The 17,220-nt window shown below is 66.2% G+C and carries 14 protein-coding genes; 10 read left to right on the top strand and 4 right to left on the bottom strand.

What is annotated here, in order from left to right:
* The first annotated feature begins 339 nt into the window (after positions 1–339).
* From pdhA to OJB03_RS11305, 7 genes are all read left to right on the top strand, one after another.
* Complete coding sequence (pdhA, locus tag OJB03_RS11335) at positions 340–1,752, top strand: pyruvate dehydrogenase (acetyl-transferring) E1 component subunit alpha (protein ID WP_263787529.1); 1,413 nt, start codon at positions 340–342, stop codon at positions 1,750–1,752.
* Positions 1,753–1,848: 96 nt separating this feature from the next.
* Positions 1,849–2,832, top strand: a complete 984-nt coding sequence (locus OJB03_RS11330; protein WP_263787527.1) for a pyruvate dehydrogenase complex E1 component subunit beta — start codon at positions 1,849–1,851, stop codon at positions 2,830–2,832.
* 95 nt (positions 2,833–2,927) lie between these two features.
* The gene (locus tag OJB03_RS11325) at positions 2,928–4,376 is read left to right on the top strand and encodes a dihydrolipoamide acetyltransferase family protein (RefSeq protein WP_263787525.1); all 1,449 of its coding nucleotides are present in this window, start codon (positions 2,928–2,930) and stop codon (positions 4,374–4,376) included.
* Positions 4,377–4,409: 33 nt separating this feature from the next.
* On the top strand, positions 4,410–5,213 hold the full coding sequence (locus OJB03_RS11320) for a metallophosphoesterase family protein (RefSeq protein ID WP_263787523.1): 804 nt from the start codon (positions 4,410–4,412) through the stop codon (positions 5,211–5,213).
* A 119-nt stretch (positions 5,214–5,332) separates the two neighbouring features.
* A complete protein-coding gene (locus OJB03_RS11315) occupies positions 5,333–6,046 on the top strand; it encodes an energy transducer TonB family protein (RefSeq protein ID WP_263787521.1) in 714 nt (237 codons plus the stop codon).
* A 91-nt stretch (positions 6,047–6,137) separates the two neighbouring features.
* A complete protein-coding gene (locus tag OJB03_RS11310; RefSeq protein ID WP_263787519.1) occupies positions 6,138–8,135 on the top strand; it encodes an alpha-ketoacid dehydrogenase subunit alpha/beta in 1,998 nt (665 codons plus the stop codon).
* 120 nt (positions 8,136–8,255) lie between these two features.
* Positions 8,256–8,606 carry a hypothetical protein gene (locus tag OJB03_RS11305; protein WP_263787518.1) on the top strand — a complete coding sequence of 117 codons (351 nt, stop codon included), beginning with the start codon at positions 8,256–8,258 and terminating at the stop codon, positions 8,604–8,606.
* A gap of 47 nt (positions 8,607–8,653) precedes the next feature.
* Here OJB03_RS11305 and OJB03_RS11300 read toward each other — a convergent pair whose 3' ends face one another.
* Together OJB03_RS11300 and aspS are read right to left on the bottom strand one after the other, a co-directional pair.
* A complete protein-coding gene (locus tag OJB03_RS11300; RefSeq protein WP_263787516.1) occupies positions 8,654–9,082 on the bottom strand; it encodes an inorganic diphosphatase in 429 nt (142 codons plus the stop codon).
* Between the two features lie 179 nt (positions 9,083–9,261).
* Positions 9,262–11,151 carry an aspartate--tRNA ligase gene (aspS, locus tag OJB03_RS11295; protein WP_263787514.1) on the bottom strand — a complete coding sequence of 630 codons (1,890 nt, stop codon included), beginning with the start codon at positions 11,149–11,151 and terminating at the stop codon, positions 9,262–9,264.
* A gap of 232 nt (positions 11,152–11,383) precedes the next feature.
* Here aspS and OJB03_RS11290 point away from each other — a divergent pair, with 232 nt between their 5' ends.
* Together OJB03_RS11290 and dut are read left to right on the top strand one after the other, a co-directional pair.
* The gene (locus tag OJB03_RS11290; RefSeq protein ID WP_263787512.1) at positions 11,384–13,300 is read left to right on the top strand and encodes a peptide MFS transporter; all 1,917 of its coding nucleotides are present in this window, start codon (positions 11,384–11,386) and stop codon (positions 13,298–13,300) included.
* Between the two features lie 63 nt (positions 13,301–13,363).
* The gene (dut, locus tag OJB03_RS11285; RefSeq protein WP_263787510.1) at positions 13,364–13,816 is read left to right on the top strand and encodes a dUTP diphosphatase; all 453 of its coding nucleotides are present in this window, start codon (positions 13,364–13,366) and stop codon (positions 13,814–13,816) included.
* Positions 13,817–13,847: 31 nt separating this feature from the next.
* On the opposite strand, the gene OJB03_RS11280 is transcribed toward dut, so the two are convergent.
* Positions 13,848–14,966, bottom strand: a complete 1,119-nt coding sequence (locus tag OJB03_RS11280) for a BamA/TamA family outer membrane protein (RefSeq protein ID WP_263787508.1) — start codon at positions 14,964–14,966, stop codon at positions 13,848–13,850.
* Between the two features lie 592 nt (positions 14,967–15,558).
* Between OJB03_RS11280 and OJB03_RS11275 the strand changes: the two genes are divergently transcribed.
* On the top strand, positions 15,559–16,395 hold the full coding sequence (locus OJB03_RS11275) for a hypothetical protein (RefSeq protein ID WP_263787506.1): 837 nt from the start codon (positions 15,559–15,561) through the stop codon (positions 16,393–16,395).
* A 61-nt stretch (positions 16,396–16,456) separates the two neighbouring features.
* Here OJB03_RS11275 and OJB03_RS11270 read toward each other — a convergent pair whose 3' ends face one another.
* Positions 16,457–17,104 carry a histidine phosphatase family protein gene (locus OJB03_RS11270; RefSeq protein ID WP_263787504.1) on the bottom strand — a complete coding sequence of 216 codons (648 nt, stop codon included), beginning with the start codon at positions 17,102–17,104 and terminating at the stop codon, positions 16,457–16,459.
* Positions 17,105–17,220 lie beyond the last annotated feature (116 nt).

Below are 17,220 nucleotides of genomic sequence, written 5' to 3'. Positions count from 1 at the left end.
AGGAGGAGGGAGAGTGAGAAACGATGAAGGTACGGAATCGGCCGCTGGGACGGGACGGTCGTTGATAGACCGTTCATCAACGTGGGCCCCTACATAAATGATGCACCGAGGCATTTCCGAGTCCGCCGGCAGGTTTTAATGGAAAACGGGTTTCGGCGGCCGTGGATGTGTCGAAACCGAGGGGGAATACTGAGATACAAGGGCTTGGTAAAATTACTCTTTTAGCTGGCACTGTTGATCCTGTCCAGCTCCACGCGGCGCCCATCCGGTGTTGACCCTGACTGACGAAGCCGGTGCTCGCCGACGCATGGTTCTACTCACCCAACCTCGTCGCATGTCATGGCTGACCACACCTCGGCCCCTGATTCCAATTCCGGTTCGAATGGAAGCCTCAACGGCGGCGCCGATTTCCCAGAGGGGTTCCCCCACGCGTCTCGATTGAAGGAGGCCGGCGTCACGAGCCTGGCCGACCTGCAAAACGTGGAATCGCTGGAAGATCTGTCCGGCATCGGCCCGGCCTACGCACAAGATATCCAGAGCGCCCTGGAGGGATCCGGCACGGGCGCCTCGAACGGAGAAAATGCCAACGGCACCTCGACCGAGGCCGCGACCACCGAGAAGCGCCCGAGCCCCCTCTCGGAAGACGAATCCGAGATGTCCGGGGACGGGGCGGCCACGCAGCAGACCATTGACATTCCCGAGGGGCCGATCGAGGAAACGATCACCTACGAGACCTATCCCGCCGACACGTACGGGCACGATGAGCTCGGCATTGCCGACGACGAGGTGGTCGACCTGCTCCGCGACATGCTGCTGCAGCGACGCTTCGAGAACCGGTGCCGCCAGATGTACCAGCGGCAGAAGATCTCCGGCTTCCTGCACCTCTACATTGGGCAGGAAGCAGTCTCGACCGGCAGCGTCAACGCCATCGAGCTCGGGGACGACTCGGTCATCACGGCGTACCGTGACCACGGCATGGGACTGGCAATGGGCATCACGCCGGAGGAGGCGATGGCGGAATTGTTTGGGAAAGAGACGGGCTCCTCCAAGGGCAAGGGCGGATCGATGCACTTCTTTGACGCCGAGAAGAAGATGATGGGGGGGCACGCCATCGTGGGGGCCCACCTGCCGCTTGGTGCGGGCCTCGCCTTCGCGCACAAGTATCGGGACGAGGACAACGTTTGCCTGTGCTTCTTCGGCGACGGGGCGATGCACCAGGGGGCGTTCCGCGAGGCGTGCAACCTGGCCGGCATCTACGAACTGCCCATCGTCTTTGTCTGCGAAAACAACCAGTACGCGATGGGCACGGCGGTGGACCGCGCCTTCAGCAAGCCCGACCTCTTCAAGCACGGCTACAACTTCGACTTCCCCGCGTCCCTGGCCAGCGGCATGGACGTGTTCAGCGTCAACAAGGCCGTGCAGGACCACGTGGAGAACTACGCCCGCAACGATCAGCCGTCGCTCCTTGAGGTGCGCACGTACCGCTATCAGGGCCACTCCATCACCGACCCGGCCGAATACCGGGGGGAGGGCGAGCTCGACCAGCGCCAGAGCCAGGACGCCATCAATCGCCTCCAGGACTACATCCTCGAACGGGGCCTGGCCACCGAGGCCGACATGGAGACGATCGACGAGGAGGTGAAGCAGCGGGTCAAGGACGCCATCGACGCGGCGAACGAGGCGCCCTTCCCGGACGAGGAGGCCATCTACGACGACATCTATACGCAGGAGGACTACCCCTTCATCGCTTAGGCCCTGTTGGTTTTTGAGTGTCGGGGCTCGGGTCGACTGCCCGGCACTCTCCGCTTCGCCCATTCGCCATTTGCACTTCGAAACTCGCACTTGAATATGGCTACGCTGGAATTCCGCACGGCGCTCCGGGACGCAATGACCGAAGAGATGGAGCGCGACGACGATATCTTCCTCATCGGGGAAGAGGTGGCCGAGTACGACGGCGCCTACAAGGTGAGCAAGGGCATGCTCGATCACTTTGGGTCCGACCGGGTCATCGACTCGCCCATCAGCGAGCTCGGGTTCGCGGGGCTCGGCATCGGGGCGGCGATGAACGGGCTCCGGCCCATCGTCGAGTTCATGACGTTCAACTTCTCGTTCGTGGCCTTCGACCAGGTCATCAACAACGCTCCCAACATGCGCTACATGTCGGGCGGCCAGTTCGACATCCCGATTGTCTTCCGGGGCCCCAACGGGGCGGCCGGCCAGCTCGGGGCCACCCACTCCAACTCCACGGAGGCGCTATACTCGAACATCCCCGGCCTCAAGGTTGTGTCGCCGTCCGTGCCCGACGACGGCAAGGGACTGCTCAAGACGGCCATCCGGGATGACGACCCGGTGGTCTTTCTCGAGAGCGAGCTGATGTACGGCATGCAGCGGGAGGTGAGTGAGGAAAGCGACTACACGATCCCGATCGGCTCGGCCCGCGTGGGGCGGGAGGGCGACGACGTAACGATCGTGGCGCACAGCAAGAGCTATCACATCGCGATGGATGCCGCGGAGGCGCTCGAAGAGCAGGGCTACGAGGCCGAAGTAATCGACCCGCGCACCATTAAGCCGCTCGACATTGAGACGATCGTGGAGTCGGTCGTCAAGACAAACCGACTGGTCGTGATCGACGAGAGCACCCCCTTTACCAGCGTGGCCTCGGAAATTACGCATCAGGTGCAGGACCGCGCCTTCGACTACCTCGACGCGCCCATCCTGCGCGTGACGGCCCCCGACACCCCGGCCCCGTACGCGCCGAACCTCATGGACGAGTACATGCCGGGCGTCGACGAGACGGTTGACAAGTGCCTCCGGGTCCTCTACGCCGAGTAACGTCCCGCGAGCCCCGGCGCTCGGCCCGGGCACCCGGGGCCCGTGCCGGTCCACATTCGACATTTGTACTACACTCCGAAACTCGATACTGACCCATGGCGATTCCAATCGAAATGCCCAAGCTGAGCGACACCATGGAGGAGGGGGTGCTTTCCGCCTGGCTCGTGGACGAGGGCGAGGAGGTGTCGGCGGGCGACGTGCTGGCACAGGTCGAAACCGACAAGGCCACGATGGACCTGGAGGCCTTCGACGAGGGGGTGTTGCTCAAACAAGTGATTGAGGCGGGGGACGCCGTGCCCATCGGGGAGCTAATTGCCGTGATTGGAGAGGCCGGGGAGGACATTTCCGATCTCGTGGGCGATGCCGGGGGCGACGGGGCCGCAACCGCCGAGCCCGAGGCCGACACTGAGGACGATGACGCCGAAGAGGCGTCGGCCGCGCCCGCTCCGGAGCCGGAGGTGGAGCCCGACCCGGCCCCAGAGCCGAGCGGCGACGGGCAGCTGTCCGAGCGGACGCCGGAGCCGGTGCCCGCCGAGACCGACGCGGAGGGACGCCGCGTCAAGGCGTCTCCCCTGGCGCGCCGCATCGCGCAGGACCACGACGTGGAGCTGGCGCAGGTCGACGGATCGGGGCCCGAGGGACGCATCGTGCGTCGGGACGTGGAGACCCACATTGAAGAGCAGGAGGCTGCGCCGGAGCCAACTCCTGAATCGGAGCCGACGCCCGACCCCGAGCCGACGCCCGACCCCGAGCCGACGCCCGACCCGGAGCCAACCCCGGAGTCAGCGCCCCAGCCCGAGCCGTCCGTTCCGGAGGCGCCGTCCTACGCGATGCCGGACGAGGAGGCCGCGTACGAGTCCGAGGACATCACGCAGATGCGGAAGACCATCGCCCGGCGCCTTGCGGAGAGCAAGTACTCGGCCCCGCACTACTACCTCACGGTCGACATCGACGTAGAGCGGGCGATCGAGGTCCGCGAAGACCTCAACGAGCTGGCGGAGGAGCAGGGGCGCGCGAAGATCTCCTTCAACGACTTCATCACGAAGGCATGTGCCCTCTCGTTGCACGACCACCCGTACGTCAACGCCGCCTACCGCCCCGACGAGGGCGAAATCCACAAGCACAACCGCGTGCACATCGGCATCGCCGTTGCCATCGACGAAGGGCTTATCACGCCGGTCCTGCACGACGCGGACCGGAAGGGGCTCTCGGAGCTCGCCCGCGAGACGCGGAAGCTGGCCGAGCGGGCCCGCGATCGGGACCTGGAGCCGGAGGAGTTCGAGGGAGCCACCTTCACCACGAGCAACCTCGGCATGTTCGGTATCGAAGAGTTTACGGCCATCATCAACCCGCCCAATTCGGCCATCCTGGCCATTGGCGAGATCCGCGACACGCCTGTCGTGGAGGACGGCGAAGTGGTGCCCGGCAAGCGCATGAAGGTGACCCTCTCCTGTGACCACCGCGTCGTGGACGGGGCGAAGGGGGCCCACTTCCTCGACACGGTGAAGTCCTACCTGGAGGAACCGATGAACCTGTTGCTGTAGCGTTGAACGGTTACGAGGCTCGCGTTCGGCGCTATGACCATCGCGCACATCTCCGACCTCCACTTCGGACGCATTGCGGATTCCGGGGTGGTGGAGGCGCTGCTAGACGAAATCAACGCGGCGGATGTTGACCTCGTCGCGGTGAGCGGCGACCTTACACAGCGGGCCCGTCCGGCGGAGTACGCGGCGGCGCGAACCCTGCTCGAGGCCCTTGATCCGCCCACCCTCGTCGTGGCGGGCAACCACGACGTCTATCCGTGGTGGCGTCCTGTGAAGCGCCTCCGAGCCCCCCTGGAGCGGTACAAACAGTTCATCACGGACGACCTTGCCCCCACCTTCGAGGCCGACGGCGTGGCCGCGATCGGTCTTACGTCCGCCTACGGGCCGTCGATCAAAGGCGGGCGCATCGGCCCGGCCGACCGGGCCGCGATGCGTGAGTTTTTCTCGGAGAAGGGGAGCGACTGCTTCAAGGTGCTTGTGGTGCACCATCAGCTCCACCCCACGGTCATCGGGCCCATCAGCCCGCACCCCGTGGCCCAGCAGGCTCAGAACACCCTCGCGGTGGCTGGGGAGGTGGGCGTTGACCTTGTTCTCTGCGGACACCTCCACATCTCCGCCATCCAGCCCCTCGAAATCATCCCGGGCACGCCGCGCATCGTCGTTGCCAGTGCGGGCACGGCGACGAGCAACCGCTGGCGCGAACCGGCGGGCCCGATCAATTTCTACAATGTCATCTCCATCGAGCCGGATGCCTTCTCCGTCAAAGAACGGCGGTACATCCCCGACGAGGGCCGCTTCGTCCGCGACGGCGTGACGCGCTTCGAGCGTGTAAATTGAGGGGATTTGAGGAGAAGAGGGAGGCTGCCGCGACGAACTTTTGTCGGGCCAAGGCCGTCCAACGTCCCTACAATGGGCAACACTGATCGCTCTCCTACCTCCCCAACCGGGTATGCCCCATGTCCCGTAGCGACTGGATCGGGTTTGCTAGCACCGTCATCCTCCATGGAGGGCTCGCCCTTCTCTTCGCCTTCCTGACGGCGTCGCGCCCCCGCCCCGCCCAACTGGGCTACGTGGAGGTGGAGTTTGGCGAGTTTTCGCCCGGGCAGCCGGTGGAGGCCACCGAGCAGGTGGAGGAGACGACCACCCCGGAGCCACAGGAGGAGGCGCCCGAGCCGGAGACCGAGCCCGACGAAACGGCGGAGGAGCCCGAGTCGGAGCCGGTCAACCTCCCGGACGAGGAGCGGAGTGAGGAGTCCGTGCCGCCGACCGAGGAGGAGACGACCGTGCCGGAGGCTGAGGCCCAGCCCGAAACGGACCAGCAGGCCGACCAGCAGGAGCCGAGCGCGGAGCCCGGGGAGGAGTCGGGCGACCCGGGGGCGGGCACGGAGGAGGAGGCCGCCGCGCCCTACGACATTGAGGGACTGGACCGCGATCCCGAGCGGGCGCCGCTTCCGCAGTACGCCGAGAAGGTGAATGCCCGCATTCGGATTCAGATCACCGTCAATCCGGAGGGGCGCATCGTGCGGCGTGTGCCCCTCCTCAAGGGCAGCCCCAAGCTGGAGGCCGCCGTCATGGACGCCCTACAACAGTGGCGCTTTAACGCGCTGCCGCCGGGGGCTCCCCAGGAAACTCAGACCGGTACGATCACCTTCACCTTCCGGTTGGAGTAGGGGCGAACCTAGGGGGCAAGCCACCGCACCCATGCGTCTCGCCGTCGTCCTGCTTCTGCGATTGCGCTCTCTCCACTGAACTCTGAGCCTCATGCCTTCCCCAGATTCGCCCGTCGACACGGTTCCTGACCTTGATGCCGAGGCGCTCTACCGAGCGCTCCTAGAGCCCCGCGTCATCGAAGAGAAGATGCTGACGCTCATCCGGCAGGGGCGCATCGCAAAGTGGTTCAGCGGGTACGGACAGGAGGCCGTCGCCGCGGGCACCACGTGGGCGCTGGACGACCGAGACTACATCCTGCCCATGCACCGCAACTTGGGCGTGTGGACCACGCGCGATGTCGACCGGGAGCGCCTTTTTTGCCAGTTGATGGGAAAGAAGGGGGGCTTTACGAACGGCCGAGACCGCACCTTCCATTTCGGGCTGCCCGAGAAGAACCTCGTGGGCATGATCTCGCACATGGCCGCCATGCTGCCGGTGGCGTGCGGGCTGGGGCAGGCCTTCCGGTACCGGGATGCGGACCGGGTCGCCTGCGCGTTCTGCGGCGATGGCGGCACCCGCGAGGGCGACTTTCACGAGGCGCTCAACCTCGCGTCGGTGTGGGACCTGCCGGTTCTCTTCCTGGTGGAGAACAACGGCTACGGCCTCTCGACGCCCACCGACGAGGCGGTGGCGCCCGACGACATTGCCGACGCGGCCGCCGGCTACGACATGCCGGGGAGGGTCGTGGACGGCAACGACGTGTTCGAGGTCATCGACGCGGTCCGGGAGGCGCGATCACACGCCCGCGCTGAGGGCCCGGTGCTGCTGGAAATGAAGACGTTCCGCGTGCGGGGCCACGAGGAGGCCTCCGGCACCGCGTACGTCCCGGACGAGCTCATCGAGGAGTGGAAAGAGAAGGACCCAATCGACCGCTTTGCTGATCGGGTTCGGGAGGAAGGGCTGCTCGGAGCCGACGAGATCAAGGACATCCGGGCCGAGCTCGAATCCACGGTCGACGAGCTGGCGGAGTGGGCCCTCGACCGGCCAGAGGTAACCAGCACCCCGGAGGCGGAGCGCAACGCGGTCTTTGCCCCGTCGCCCGATCCCGACCCGCCGTCGCCCGACGTTGAGACGGAGGAGACGCGCCTCATCGACGCCATTCAGGACGGCCTCTGGGCGGCGATGCAGGACGACGACGAGATAATCGTGATGGGGCAGGACATTGCCGAGTACGGCGGGGCCTTCAAGGTGACCGACGGCTTCGTCGACGAGTTTGGCGACGAGCGCGTCCGCAACACCCCCATCATCGAGGACGGGGCCCTCGGGGCCGGGATGGGGCTGGCGATCGACGACCTCCCGGCGGTCGTGGAGATGCAGTACGCCGACTTCATCTCGTGCGGCTTCAACCAGACCGTCAACAACCTGGCGACGACGCACTACCGGTGGGGACAGCCGGTCAACGTGACAATTCGTGCGCCCTTCGGCGGCGGCATCGGGGCCGGGCCGTTCCACTCCCAGTCGCGGGAGGCCTGGTTCGCCCACACACCGGGCCTCAAGGTCGTGGTGCCCGCCACCCCCCACGACGTGAAAGGGCTCCTTCGCACCGCCCTGGCCGACCCCAACCCGGTCCTCTTCTTTGAGCACAAGAAGCTCTACCGGTCCATCCGCGGCGAGGTGCCGACGGAAGAGTACACGCTGCCGTTCGGGGAGGCCCGGGTTGCACGAACAGGAAACGACGCGACAATCGTTACCTACGGCGTCGGCGTGCACTGGGCGCTGGCGGAGGCGGAGCATCAGGCCGAGGCGAACGGGGCGGACCTGGAGGTGGTGGACCTGCGCACGCTCGTCCCCTGGGACCGTGAGACGGTGCGGCAGTCCCTGGACAAGACGAACCGGCTGCTCGTGCTGCACGAGGCAAGCCGCACGGCGGGCTTCGGGGCGGAGCTGGCCGCGGAGCTGGGGGAGATCGGGTTTGAGCTGCTCGACGCTCCCATCACGCGGGTGGCGGCCGAGGACCTCCCGGTGCCCAACGCCAAGCCGCTGGAAGATGAGATCTTCTCGGCGAAGGCGCGGCTGCGGCCGAAGGTGGAAGACCTGCTTGCATTTTAGGGCGTGGGAGCCGTCATGAATCGGACGCCTTCGCCGGAGGAGGACCGCCGAAAACGCCCGCCGTGCCGGCTCCGTCCACTGCTGATGTGTTTAGAACAAGTACCGCGAAGACAAAACAGGATGCATTACGAATCTGCAGATGACCCTGCGGACCGGTCGTCGGGCCCGCCGGGCCGCTTGAAGCGATTTGGGGGCATCATCTGTGGCTCCGCCTACATCTACTCCCAGGCCCTGAAGGCCTCCCGCGCCGAGATTATCCGGGCGGTGGACGGGGAAGACGCCGTCGAGACGCTCATGATGGTCAACGGACACCGCGGCACGGACCACGCCGGCGGCTCGACGAACCGAACGCGCTCCGACGAGCACCCGGAATGCACCGGCGTTGACACGATCTACATTGGCGTGACGACGTCCCAGTTGCGGGCGCTCGCCGCACGCGTCGGGGCCACGGTGACGATCCGGCGGGGGTAGGGGGACATGAGCCCCGTCCACGGTCGCTGCACTGAGGTTGAAGCCGGTCAGTCGACCGCATCCCAGAGCGCCCGCATCTCATGACGCAGCACGAGCACCCCCTCCAACAGGGTGCGGTCGTAGTTCATGAAGCCATGGGCCGTGTAGACCTCGGTAGGCGTACAGTCGTAGAGCAGATTGGCCTCCCGGTCCCGCTGCTGGTAGTCGGTCGTCAGGATGGCCCCAACGAGGCCGGTCGTGCTGTGGCCCACGAACACGTCGAGCGCGTCCCCGTCGCCGCCCCGCGTGCCGTTGACGTAGCCGTAGTCGATCGGATAGACGATGGACGGATGGTCGGGGTGGGCGGTTGCACGGGGCCGCTCGATCGTGATCCCGTTGCTCTCGATGCACTGCGCCCATGCCCCCCAGTCAAGGCACGCACGGACCGCCGGACGAAGGGCTTGGAGGTTCAGGGGGGGCAAAACCGACTCGGGCATGGCACAATCCTGCTGGACCGGCACAAGTGCGTGGGGGGAGGCATCGCCTAGACCTCAGTCTGGAGCCCATCCGGGCACACGGATTTTGGGCTCCAAATCGAGCTCGGAGCGACAAAGGGGAGGGAGGAACTCCGTGAGGATACGCCTCAGGAATTTTCCAGTGTACGCATGCAGGCCTGCTACGACGCCAGACGCTTGCGTTGGGCGATCCGGGCGGGCGGCTCCACGTCGGGGGGCAGGTCGAGACGGAGGGCCAGGGTTTCCAGCTGCTCGGGGTCGACCCAGTCGGGCGACTTCACCATCGGCTCCTTGCCACTCTGGGTCTTGGGGAAGGCGATGACGTCGCGGAGTGAATCGGCCCCGGCCAGCAGCATGACGAGGCGGTCGAGCCCAAGTGCAATGCCCCCGTGCGGCGGCGCGCCGTAACGGAGGGCGTCGAGCAAGAACCCGAATCGGTCCTGGGCCTCCTCCTCGTCGATCCCGAGGACGTCGAAGACCTTCATCTGCGTCTCGTGGTTGTGGATGCGGATGGAGCCGCCGCCGATCTCGTTGCCGTTGAGCACGAGGTCGTAGGCCCGTGCCTGCACCTGCGTGGGGTCGTCGGCGAGAGCGTCGAGGTCGTCGGGGTGAGGCGCCGTGAAGGGGTGGTGCATCGAGACGGGCCGTCCGGCCTCCTCGTCGTGCTCCATCAGTGGAAAGTCGGTGACCCAGAGGAACGCGTCCTCGCCCTCGTCGGCGGGCGGGCGCAGGCCGAGCTCCTCGCCCATGTAAAGGCGGAGGTCGCCGGCCTGCTCGTATACGGTGGGCGCATCGCCGGCCAGGGTGAGAATTAAGTCGCCCGCCTCCGCGCCCACCTGCTCGGCGGCGGCCCGTCCGTACTCGTGGGGCAGGGCGTCGCTGCTCAGGTTCTGCTCGATCCCGGAGCCGTCGGACGGCAGCTGGAAGTAGATGAGACCGGCGGCACCGATCTCATCGGTCACATGCTCCTCCAGCCGGTCCATCGCGGCGCGCCCCCGGTCGCCCTCGCCCGGCACCCGAAGGGCCACGATGTGCCCGCCGCTGTCCACGATCGATTCGAAGACGCGGAAGCCGCTTCCGGCGAAGCAGTCGCTCACGTCGTGCAGCTTCAGGTCGAAGCGCAGGTCCGGCTTGTCGGTGCCGTAGGTGCGCAGCGCCTCGTCGTAGGTCATGCGGGGGAAGGGCGTCTCCAGTCGAGTGTCCTCCAGGGTGTCCCAGAGGTCGGCCATGAGCCCTTCCGTGAGTTCATAGACCTGCTCCTCGGTGGCGAACGTCATCTCCACGTCGATCTGCGTAAACTCCGGCTGCCGGTCGGCCCGCAGGTCCTCGTCGCGGAAGCACTTCACGATCTGGACGTAGCGGTCGAGCCCGCCCACCATGAGCAGTTGCTTGTAGGTCTGCGGCGACTGTGGCAGCGCGTAGAAGCGGCCCGGATGGAGGCGGCTGGGGACGAGAAAGTCGCGTGCGCCCTCCGGGGTGGACTTCATGAGCACCGGGGTTTCCACCTCCAGGAAGTCGTGGTCGTCGAAGTAGCGGTGGGTCGTCTGGTAGAGCCGGTGGCGCAGCTCGATGTTTTCCTGCAGGTCCGGCCGTCGGAGGTCCAGGTAGCGGTGCTCGAGCCGCAGGTCCTCATTCGTATTCATCTGCCGCTCCTCGTGGGCACTCACGACGAAGGGCGGCGTCTCGGAGGTATTAAGCACCGCCAGGTCATCGGCGCTAACCTCGATGGCCCCAGTCGGGAGGTCGGGGTTGGCGGCTTCGTCGCCCCGCGGGCGGACGGTCCCCTGTACACTGATCACGTCCTCCCGGCGCAGCTGTCCGGCCACCTCGTAGGCCGTCTGGTTGTCCTGTGGCGAAAAGACGACCTGGGTGAGGCCGTAGCGGTCGCGCAGGTCCACGAACACCAGCCCGCCGTGGTCGCGCCGGGTGTCGACCCATCCCTTGAGGACGACCGCTTCGCCGTTGTCGTCGGCGCGGAGGTCGCCGCAGGTGTGGGTGCGGGCGGGGTGGGGGTCCTCCGAAATGAGATCGGCGCGGGAAGAACGTTCCATGATGGGCGCGGATGTTCGAGTGAGAGAGGTGGAGGAGGAACAGGTAACTCAAGACCGTCACCCCGAACGGCAGAGTCAACCCCCGGTTCGTCCTCACCGTGAATTTAGACATAGAATTAGACAGAGCAACGGGTGTCCGCTATATTCCCAGCGTTCATGAGGATTCTGTAAGAGCTCCACCAAACAGTATCCTCATCCTCAACGCGTCTTTCCGATTGATTCCAGGCCACAGATGGCAGCCAGCGGTCCCTCATCCGATGAGTCGATGCAGAATGGAGGTGCTCGAGCGCCATCCGCAGGAGAGGCCGCGGCCGTGGCCGATCGGCGGGATTTTTTCGGGCACCCGCGTGGCCTCGCCACGCTCTTCTTCACGGAGCTGTGGGAGCGGTTCAGCTACTACGGACTGCGGGCGCTCCTCGTCCTGTTCATGACGGCCCCGGCCGGCGCGGCGGCGACAAACCCGGGGCTCGGCTTCGGCACCGAAAAGGCAACGGCGGTCTACGGCCTGTATACGGCCTTCGTCTACCTGTTGGCCCTGCCCGGCGGCTGGGTGGCGGACAACATTTGGGGCCAGCGGCGGTCGGTCTTCGTGGGCGGCTGCATCATCGCCGCGGGGCACTTCAGCCTGGCGATGCCGGCGCTGGGCCTCCCGGACGCGTCCTTCTTCTACCTTGGGCTGTTTCTGATCGTCGTGGGCACGGGCCTCCTGAAGCCCAACATTAGCACGATGGTCGGGGACCTGTACCCGGAGGGCGGGGCCCGGCGCGATGCGGGCTTCTCGGTCTTCTACATGGGGATCAACTTCGGGGCCATCCTGGGCCCGACGCTCTGCGGGTGGTTGGGGGAGAACTACAGCTGGCACTGGGGCTTCTCGCTGGCGGGGTTCGGCATGCTGGTGGGGCTCATTTCCTACAGGCTGGGGTCGCCCAACCTTGGGGAGGCTGGGCTGCTCGACGCGGACGACGAGGAGGCCGTGCAACAGAAGAGTCGCAATTTCTACCTCCTTACGGCGCTGGTGACGGCCCTGATCGTGGCGTTTGGGTTTCTGGCCACGTCCGGGGTGATTAGCATCACGCTCACCCAGGTGGCCGAGGCGGTGGGGATCGGCATCATTCTCGTCACGCTCCTCTTCTTTGCCTACCTTACGCTCGAGTGGGTGGGTGTGGGGGCAATGACCGCCTTCTTCGTCGTGGCCAGCCTCGTGACGAATCAGTTCGTGGACGGGGCGGCGCTGGCCTCCCAAATCGGGGTGGGCGCAACGGTCCTGTTCTTTGTGCTGGTGAGCATTGCCCGCCTCGCAGCTCCGCAATACGACGTGTCACTGAAGCGACGGCGGTACCTCGTTATCTACTGGCTGTTTCTCCTGTCGGCCCTCTTCTGGTCCGGATTCGAACAGGCGGGATCCTCGCTTAACCTGTTTGCCCGGGACCTCACGGCCCGTGACTTTGGCCCGTTTGCGCTCTCACAGACCTCGGCCCTCATGGCGGCCATCGTCCTGATTGGCCTGCCGGCGGCGTACGTCGGCTACCGCATGTTTCGACGCGACAACCTCTGGTGGGTGGGACGGGCGGGCGTGGCCCTGCTCGGCACCCTCGTGGTCGGCTTCCTGGGCTACCTGGCCTACCAGATTGCGGGCGGGTGGACCATGCCGGCCAGCATGCTGCAGAACATCAACCCGACGTTTATTGTCCTCCTCGCGCCCGTCTTCGGGTCGTTCTGGACGTGGCTCGCCAACCGCGACGCCAACCCCTCCATCCCCGTCAAGTTTGGGCTTGGGCTCCTTGGCTTGGCCGCGGGCTTCTTCGTGATCGCCTGGGGGGCGTCGCAGGCGACCGCCGAGAATCCGGTGGGTGCCCACTGGCTGGTGGTGACGTACTTTCTGCACACCTGCGGCGAGCTGGCCCTCTCCCCAGTTGGCCTGTCGTCGATGACGAAGCTCGCGCCGGAGAACCGCGTGGGCCAGATGATGGGCGTCTGGTTCGTCTCTACGGCCCTGGGCAACCTGTTTGCCGGGCTCATTGCGGGCCGGCTTGAGACCCTCGACCCATCCGGACTGTTTACGACGGTGGCCCTCATCATTGGCGGTGGTGGCCTGGTCGCCCTGCTTGCCGCGCCGCCCGTACGGCGGCTCATGGGCGACGTCGAGTAACGACTGAGCGGGCGGGGCCCGTTTGCCTGCGTATCCTCCTCCCTTTTTCCGCTGAACGCTGCGATGATTGACGTTTCCATCACGCGCCTGCCCCACGCCGAGGGCCTCGACCTCCCGAGCTACGAAACATCCGCGAGTGCGGGCATGGACCTGCGGGCGGCGGTTCCGGCGGACGCCCCGGTGCCGCTGGATCCGGGCGCCCGGACCCTCGTGGATACGGGCCTGCAAATCGCGCTGCCGGACGGGCACGAGGGCCAGGTCCGACCGCGAAGCGGACTGGCTCACGACCATGGGGTGACCGTCCTGAACAGCCCGGGCACCATCGACGCGGACTACCGCGGAGAGGTAAAGGTGCTTCTCATCAACCACGGCGCCGAGCAATTTTCGATTGAGCGGGGCATGCGCATTGCGCAGCTCGTGGTGGCCCGCCACGCCCGTGTGGAATGGGTACACCGGGAGGCCCTCGAAGAGACCGTGCGGGGGCCCGGCGGCTTCGGCTCGACGGGGACCGCGTAGGCCAGGGGCCCAGGCCGGCGCACGGCCCGCCCTAAAAGTTCGGGGTGATCCGGAGCCAAATCGAGGGGCGAGAGCCCGTCTCGGGCACGGTTCGGAGCGGCCAGGATACGTCCAGGCGCACTTCCCGCTCGTCCAGACCGATTCCGACCCCGGCGGACGGCAGCACATCGACTGTGCGGGTCCGCGTGCCGGGCTGCCCCACCCACCCGGCGTCGAACAGCCCTACGAGGAAGAGGTCGTCGAGGAAATCGTCGTCCAGCGTGGCACCGTCGATGATGTACTCGACGTTGCCCAGCAGCATGCGGGTGCCACGGAGCGCGTTTTGGTCGTAGCTCCGGACGGACCCGATGCCGCCAAGCGTGAACTGCTGCTGGGGCGGGGCGTCGTTCGTCGCGTATCCCCCGCGGAGACGAAGCCCGAGGCGCGTGTCGGCCGAGAGTGGGAGAAAGGCACGTCCGTCCACCTCGTAGCGATTGGCCCGGAAGTCGCCGCCGAAGGCCGTCCCGATAGTCGCCGTCGCCCGGAAGGCCATGCCCGTGGGAAGGCCGTCGCGGTCTTTGATCCGCCCGCCCTCGAGGCTAACCATGCCGGCGTGCAGGCGGCCCGCTTCGGCCGCGGGGTTCGGGCGGAACGTGGCCGCGTCAAAGAGGGACCAGTTGGTATTTTGCGAGAGCGGACGGTGCGCTTCGGCCCGAAATCCGGCGGTTAACTGGAATGTAGAGGGGAGGGCCTGGACCGCGTAGACGGAGAGCCCCTCGCCCTCGTAGTAGTCGAAGAAGTCGTACCCGAGCCCGACGCCGCCGAGCGAATTTTCCGCGTACGATGTCTTCCAGCGGTCGGGCGTCAGGGTCTGCTCCTCGTAGGACATCCCGATCTTCAGTCCCGTCTCCTCGTCGCGAATCAGTTTCGACTCGACCCCGATCGTATACCGCAGGTCCCCCAACGCAAAGGCATAGCCGAGTTGGCCGTAAATGCGCGCCGTGTCGTCCGGGTCGCGGAGCGAGAGCGGGCTGCGTCGAAGGCCCAGCACAAGCCCCTCGACGCGGTTGTAGCGGAGCGGCGGCGCCGCCCGGTATACGGCAGACTCCTGCCCGAACGGACTCGTCCATCCCTCAGTCGTGCCGACATAGTCCCCTGCGTGGTCGTTCACGTACGCTTCGGTACGGTCCCACGGCGTCTCTTCGGGGGCCGGGGCTTCAGCATCGGTACTATCACTATCAAAAGCCGCGTGCGGAGCCGAAGAAGATGGCGAAGAATTGGTCGTGGGCTGGGCGGAGGCACACGAGACCAAGAAGAGAAGAAGTACAGTCCAACTCAAAGTCCGAGAATATAGCATGGCGACGCGAGAACACTGTATTGGATGTGAGCGGTTTGTACACACGTCATCTCACCGACACGACGGCACTGTACCCCTTGTCTGTTACAAGTTGAGATTATTTGTTTTAAATGTAATACAAAGAATATTGTTTGGGGCTGGCGCGATGTTGGGAACGCTGCATCGAGGTATGTGACGCGTTCTCCTTGCTTTTTCCGCCCACGCGACGGGCCGACCGGACGGATACGAGGCACTTTCGCCGATGAGGTCTGTTGGGGGAGCCTGGGGCAAAAAGACGCAGCGCCTCGCTCAGATCGCCCCCGCCGGTTGGCAATTCGCGGTCGGTGTAGATACTTTTCGTACTCGGACGGCAAAAAGCGTGGCGCAGAAATGAGAACCGCCTCTTTCGCATCGAAGAAACTCGTCTATGTACAGAGTTTGGTTCGGCTTCGCCCTGATGGTTCTCGCGAGTCTCTCCGTGGGGGCCTGCAGTAGCCCGACCACGCTGCAGTCACACTCGTTGTCCCAGGCTCCGGCCGTCGATGGGGCGCTTTCGGAGTGGGGCGGGACGCTCACCCGAGTGGACGGCCGCTCCGTGTCCATGAGCGCCGCGCCGACCGACAGTCTGCTATACCTGGCCATCGTGATTCCGGACCGTGATCTCATCCGGTCCGTGGCCGAGAACGGGCTCATCGTGTGGGTCGACCCGGCGGGCGAAGAGCAGCACACCTACGGGGTGCGGTATCCGCTCGGGCGTCGGGCCCAGCAGGCCGGAGCGGGGACAAGGGGCGGGGCGGCCGGGAGCGACGCGCCGCGAGAGGCATCGCCCCTTGAGGACCTGTTTCCGTCGGACCTTGCCGTCATTCGAAACGACACGGTCCGCTACCGAATGCCTGCGGGCCTGTCGTCGGCCCTGAAGGCACAGGCCACGCTCGACACCGGATCGCTTATCTACGAAGTGGCCGTGCCCGTGTCCCCGTCCCGATCGGCGACGACGGGCGACCGCTGGGCACACGGCCTGCACTCGCGACCGAGCGGCACCGTCGCGGTTGGGCTCCAGACCCCAGACCCGGACGAGACCGATCTCGTGACGCCGTCCTCACAGGGCATTCCGTCGGTGACGGGACGCGGGGGACGGCGGCGTTCTCCGCGGGGGCGGCGACGCGGGCGCCAGCGACGGCAAAGGCAGCAGCCCTCAGTCCCGGCCCCCGAACGGCCGACTCTGGACCTCTGGACGCGCATCGCCCTGTCCGGGGGCTCCTGAAAAGCCGGGTGTTTCGTACGTAGAGGTCGTGTGCGGTCTCGGAGCCACACCTCTCGCTGAACTAGGCAAGTCGGTCGGGGGCGCGGGTGCCATCCTCGAGGTGGGTCGTATCGTTCCGGAGGAAAATGCTCCAGGTGTCGTCTCGCCGCTCGGCCTTTGTGAGGCTGGCGAGGGGGCACCCCGGATCGGGCACGTCCGCGCCCAGCAGGCCGTGCAGGACGCCCTGCACCGTGATGCCGTGGCCCACGAGGAGCAGCGTTTCGTCGGCGTGCCGGTCGGCGAGGCACGTTCCGGTGGCCCCAAGGCGGGCGAGGGCCCGGTGCCTCGACTCTGGATAGGTGGGCTCTCGGCAAGGGGGCCCTGAGAATGGGCGCACCGACCCGAACTGATCGGCAAGTGCAGCAGGAGGGCGCGTGTCCGGAAGGCCGTCGAACCAGTCGTCGTTGACCCATTCTCCCAACCCCGGTTCCAGAAGAACATCGTGGCCGGTCGTCTCGGCGATGTGATGGGCCGTCTGCACGGTGCGGAGGTACGGAGACGCGATGATCCGGTCGACGTTGAGGGCATCGACGCGGCGGCCCAGTCGCTTGGCCTGCTGGACGCCGTCCGGCGACAGGCCGGGGTCATCGGGCCAGTCGGCCGTCGCCGCCCAGTCCGGGTCCGCAAAATCCTGGCGGTTGGCGTGGCGGGCGAGCCAGAGGGTCTGCATTCGTTTCGTGACGACGGATATGAAAAAGCACGACGATTGGGGCGACCGCGGTTCTGTGCGTTTTCGTCCCCTGAACCTCTCCTGAAGCACGCAATATAGCGCCTCCCTCTCCCGCG

Source organism: Salinibacter grassmerensis (genome assembly GCF_947077765.1).
GTDB classification, from domain to species: Bacteria; Bacteroidota; Rhodothermia; order Rhodothermales; family Salinibacteraceae; genus Salinibacter; species Salinibacter grassmerensis.
Note: the sequence above shows the minus strand (reverse complement) of the source record. Positions and strands in the feature narration are given on the sequence as shown.

Excerpts from the sequence above, each read along its gene's own strand:
- pdhA (WP_263787529.1), top strand. The coding sequence starts at position 340 with ATGGCTGACCACACCTCGGCCCCTGATTCCAATTCCGGTTCGAATGGA.
- OJB03_RS11330 (WP_263787527.1), top strand. The coding sequence starts at position 1,849 with ATGGCTACGCTGGAATTCCGCACGGCGCTCCGGGACGCAATGACCGAA.
- OJB03_RS11325 (WP_263787525.1), top strand. The coding sequence starts at position 2,928 with ATGGCGATTCCAATCGAAATGCCCAAGCTGAGCGACACCATGGAGGAG.
- OJB03_RS11320 (WP_263787523.1), top strand. The coding sequence starts at position 4,410 with ATGACCATCGCGCACATCTCCGACCTCCACTTCGGACGCATTGCGGAT.
- OJB03_RS11315 (WP_263787521.1), top strand. The coding sequence starts at position 5,333 with ATGTCCCGTAGCGACTGGATCGGGTTTGCTAGCACCGTCATCCTCCAT.
- OJB03_RS11310 (WP_263787519.1), top strand. The coding sequence starts at position 6,138 with ATGCCTTCCCCAGATTCGCCCGTCGACACGGTTCCTGACCTTGATGCC.
- OJB03_RS11305 (WP_263787518.1), top strand. The coding sequence starts at position 8,256 with ATGCATTACGAATCTGCAGATGACCCTGCGGACCGGTCGTCGGGCCCG.
- OJB03_RS11300 (WP_263787516.1), bottom strand. The coding sequence starts at position 9,082 with ATGCCCGAGTCGGTTTTGCCCCCCCTGAACCTCCAAGCCCTTCGTCCG.
- aspS (WP_263787514.1), bottom strand. The coding sequence starts at position 11,151 with ATGGAACGTTCTTCCCGCGCCGATCTCATTTCGGAGGACCCCCACCCC.
- OJB03_RS11290 (WP_263787512.1), top strand. The coding sequence starts at position 11,384 with ATGGCAGCCAGCGGTCCCTCATCCGATGAGTCGATGCAGAATGGAGGT.
- dut (WP_263787510.1), top strand. The coding sequence starts at position 13,364 with ATGATTGACGTTTCCATCACGCGCCTGCCCCACGCCGAGGGCCTCGAC.
- OJB03_RS11275 (WP_263787506.1), top strand. The coding sequence starts at position 15,559 with ATGTACAGAGTTTGGTTCGGCTTCGCCCTGATGGTTCTCGCGAGTCTC.
- OJB03_RS11270 (WP_263787504.1), bottom strand. The coding sequence starts at position 17,104 with ATGCAGACCCTCTGGCTCGCCCGCCACGCCAACCGCCAGGATTTTGCG.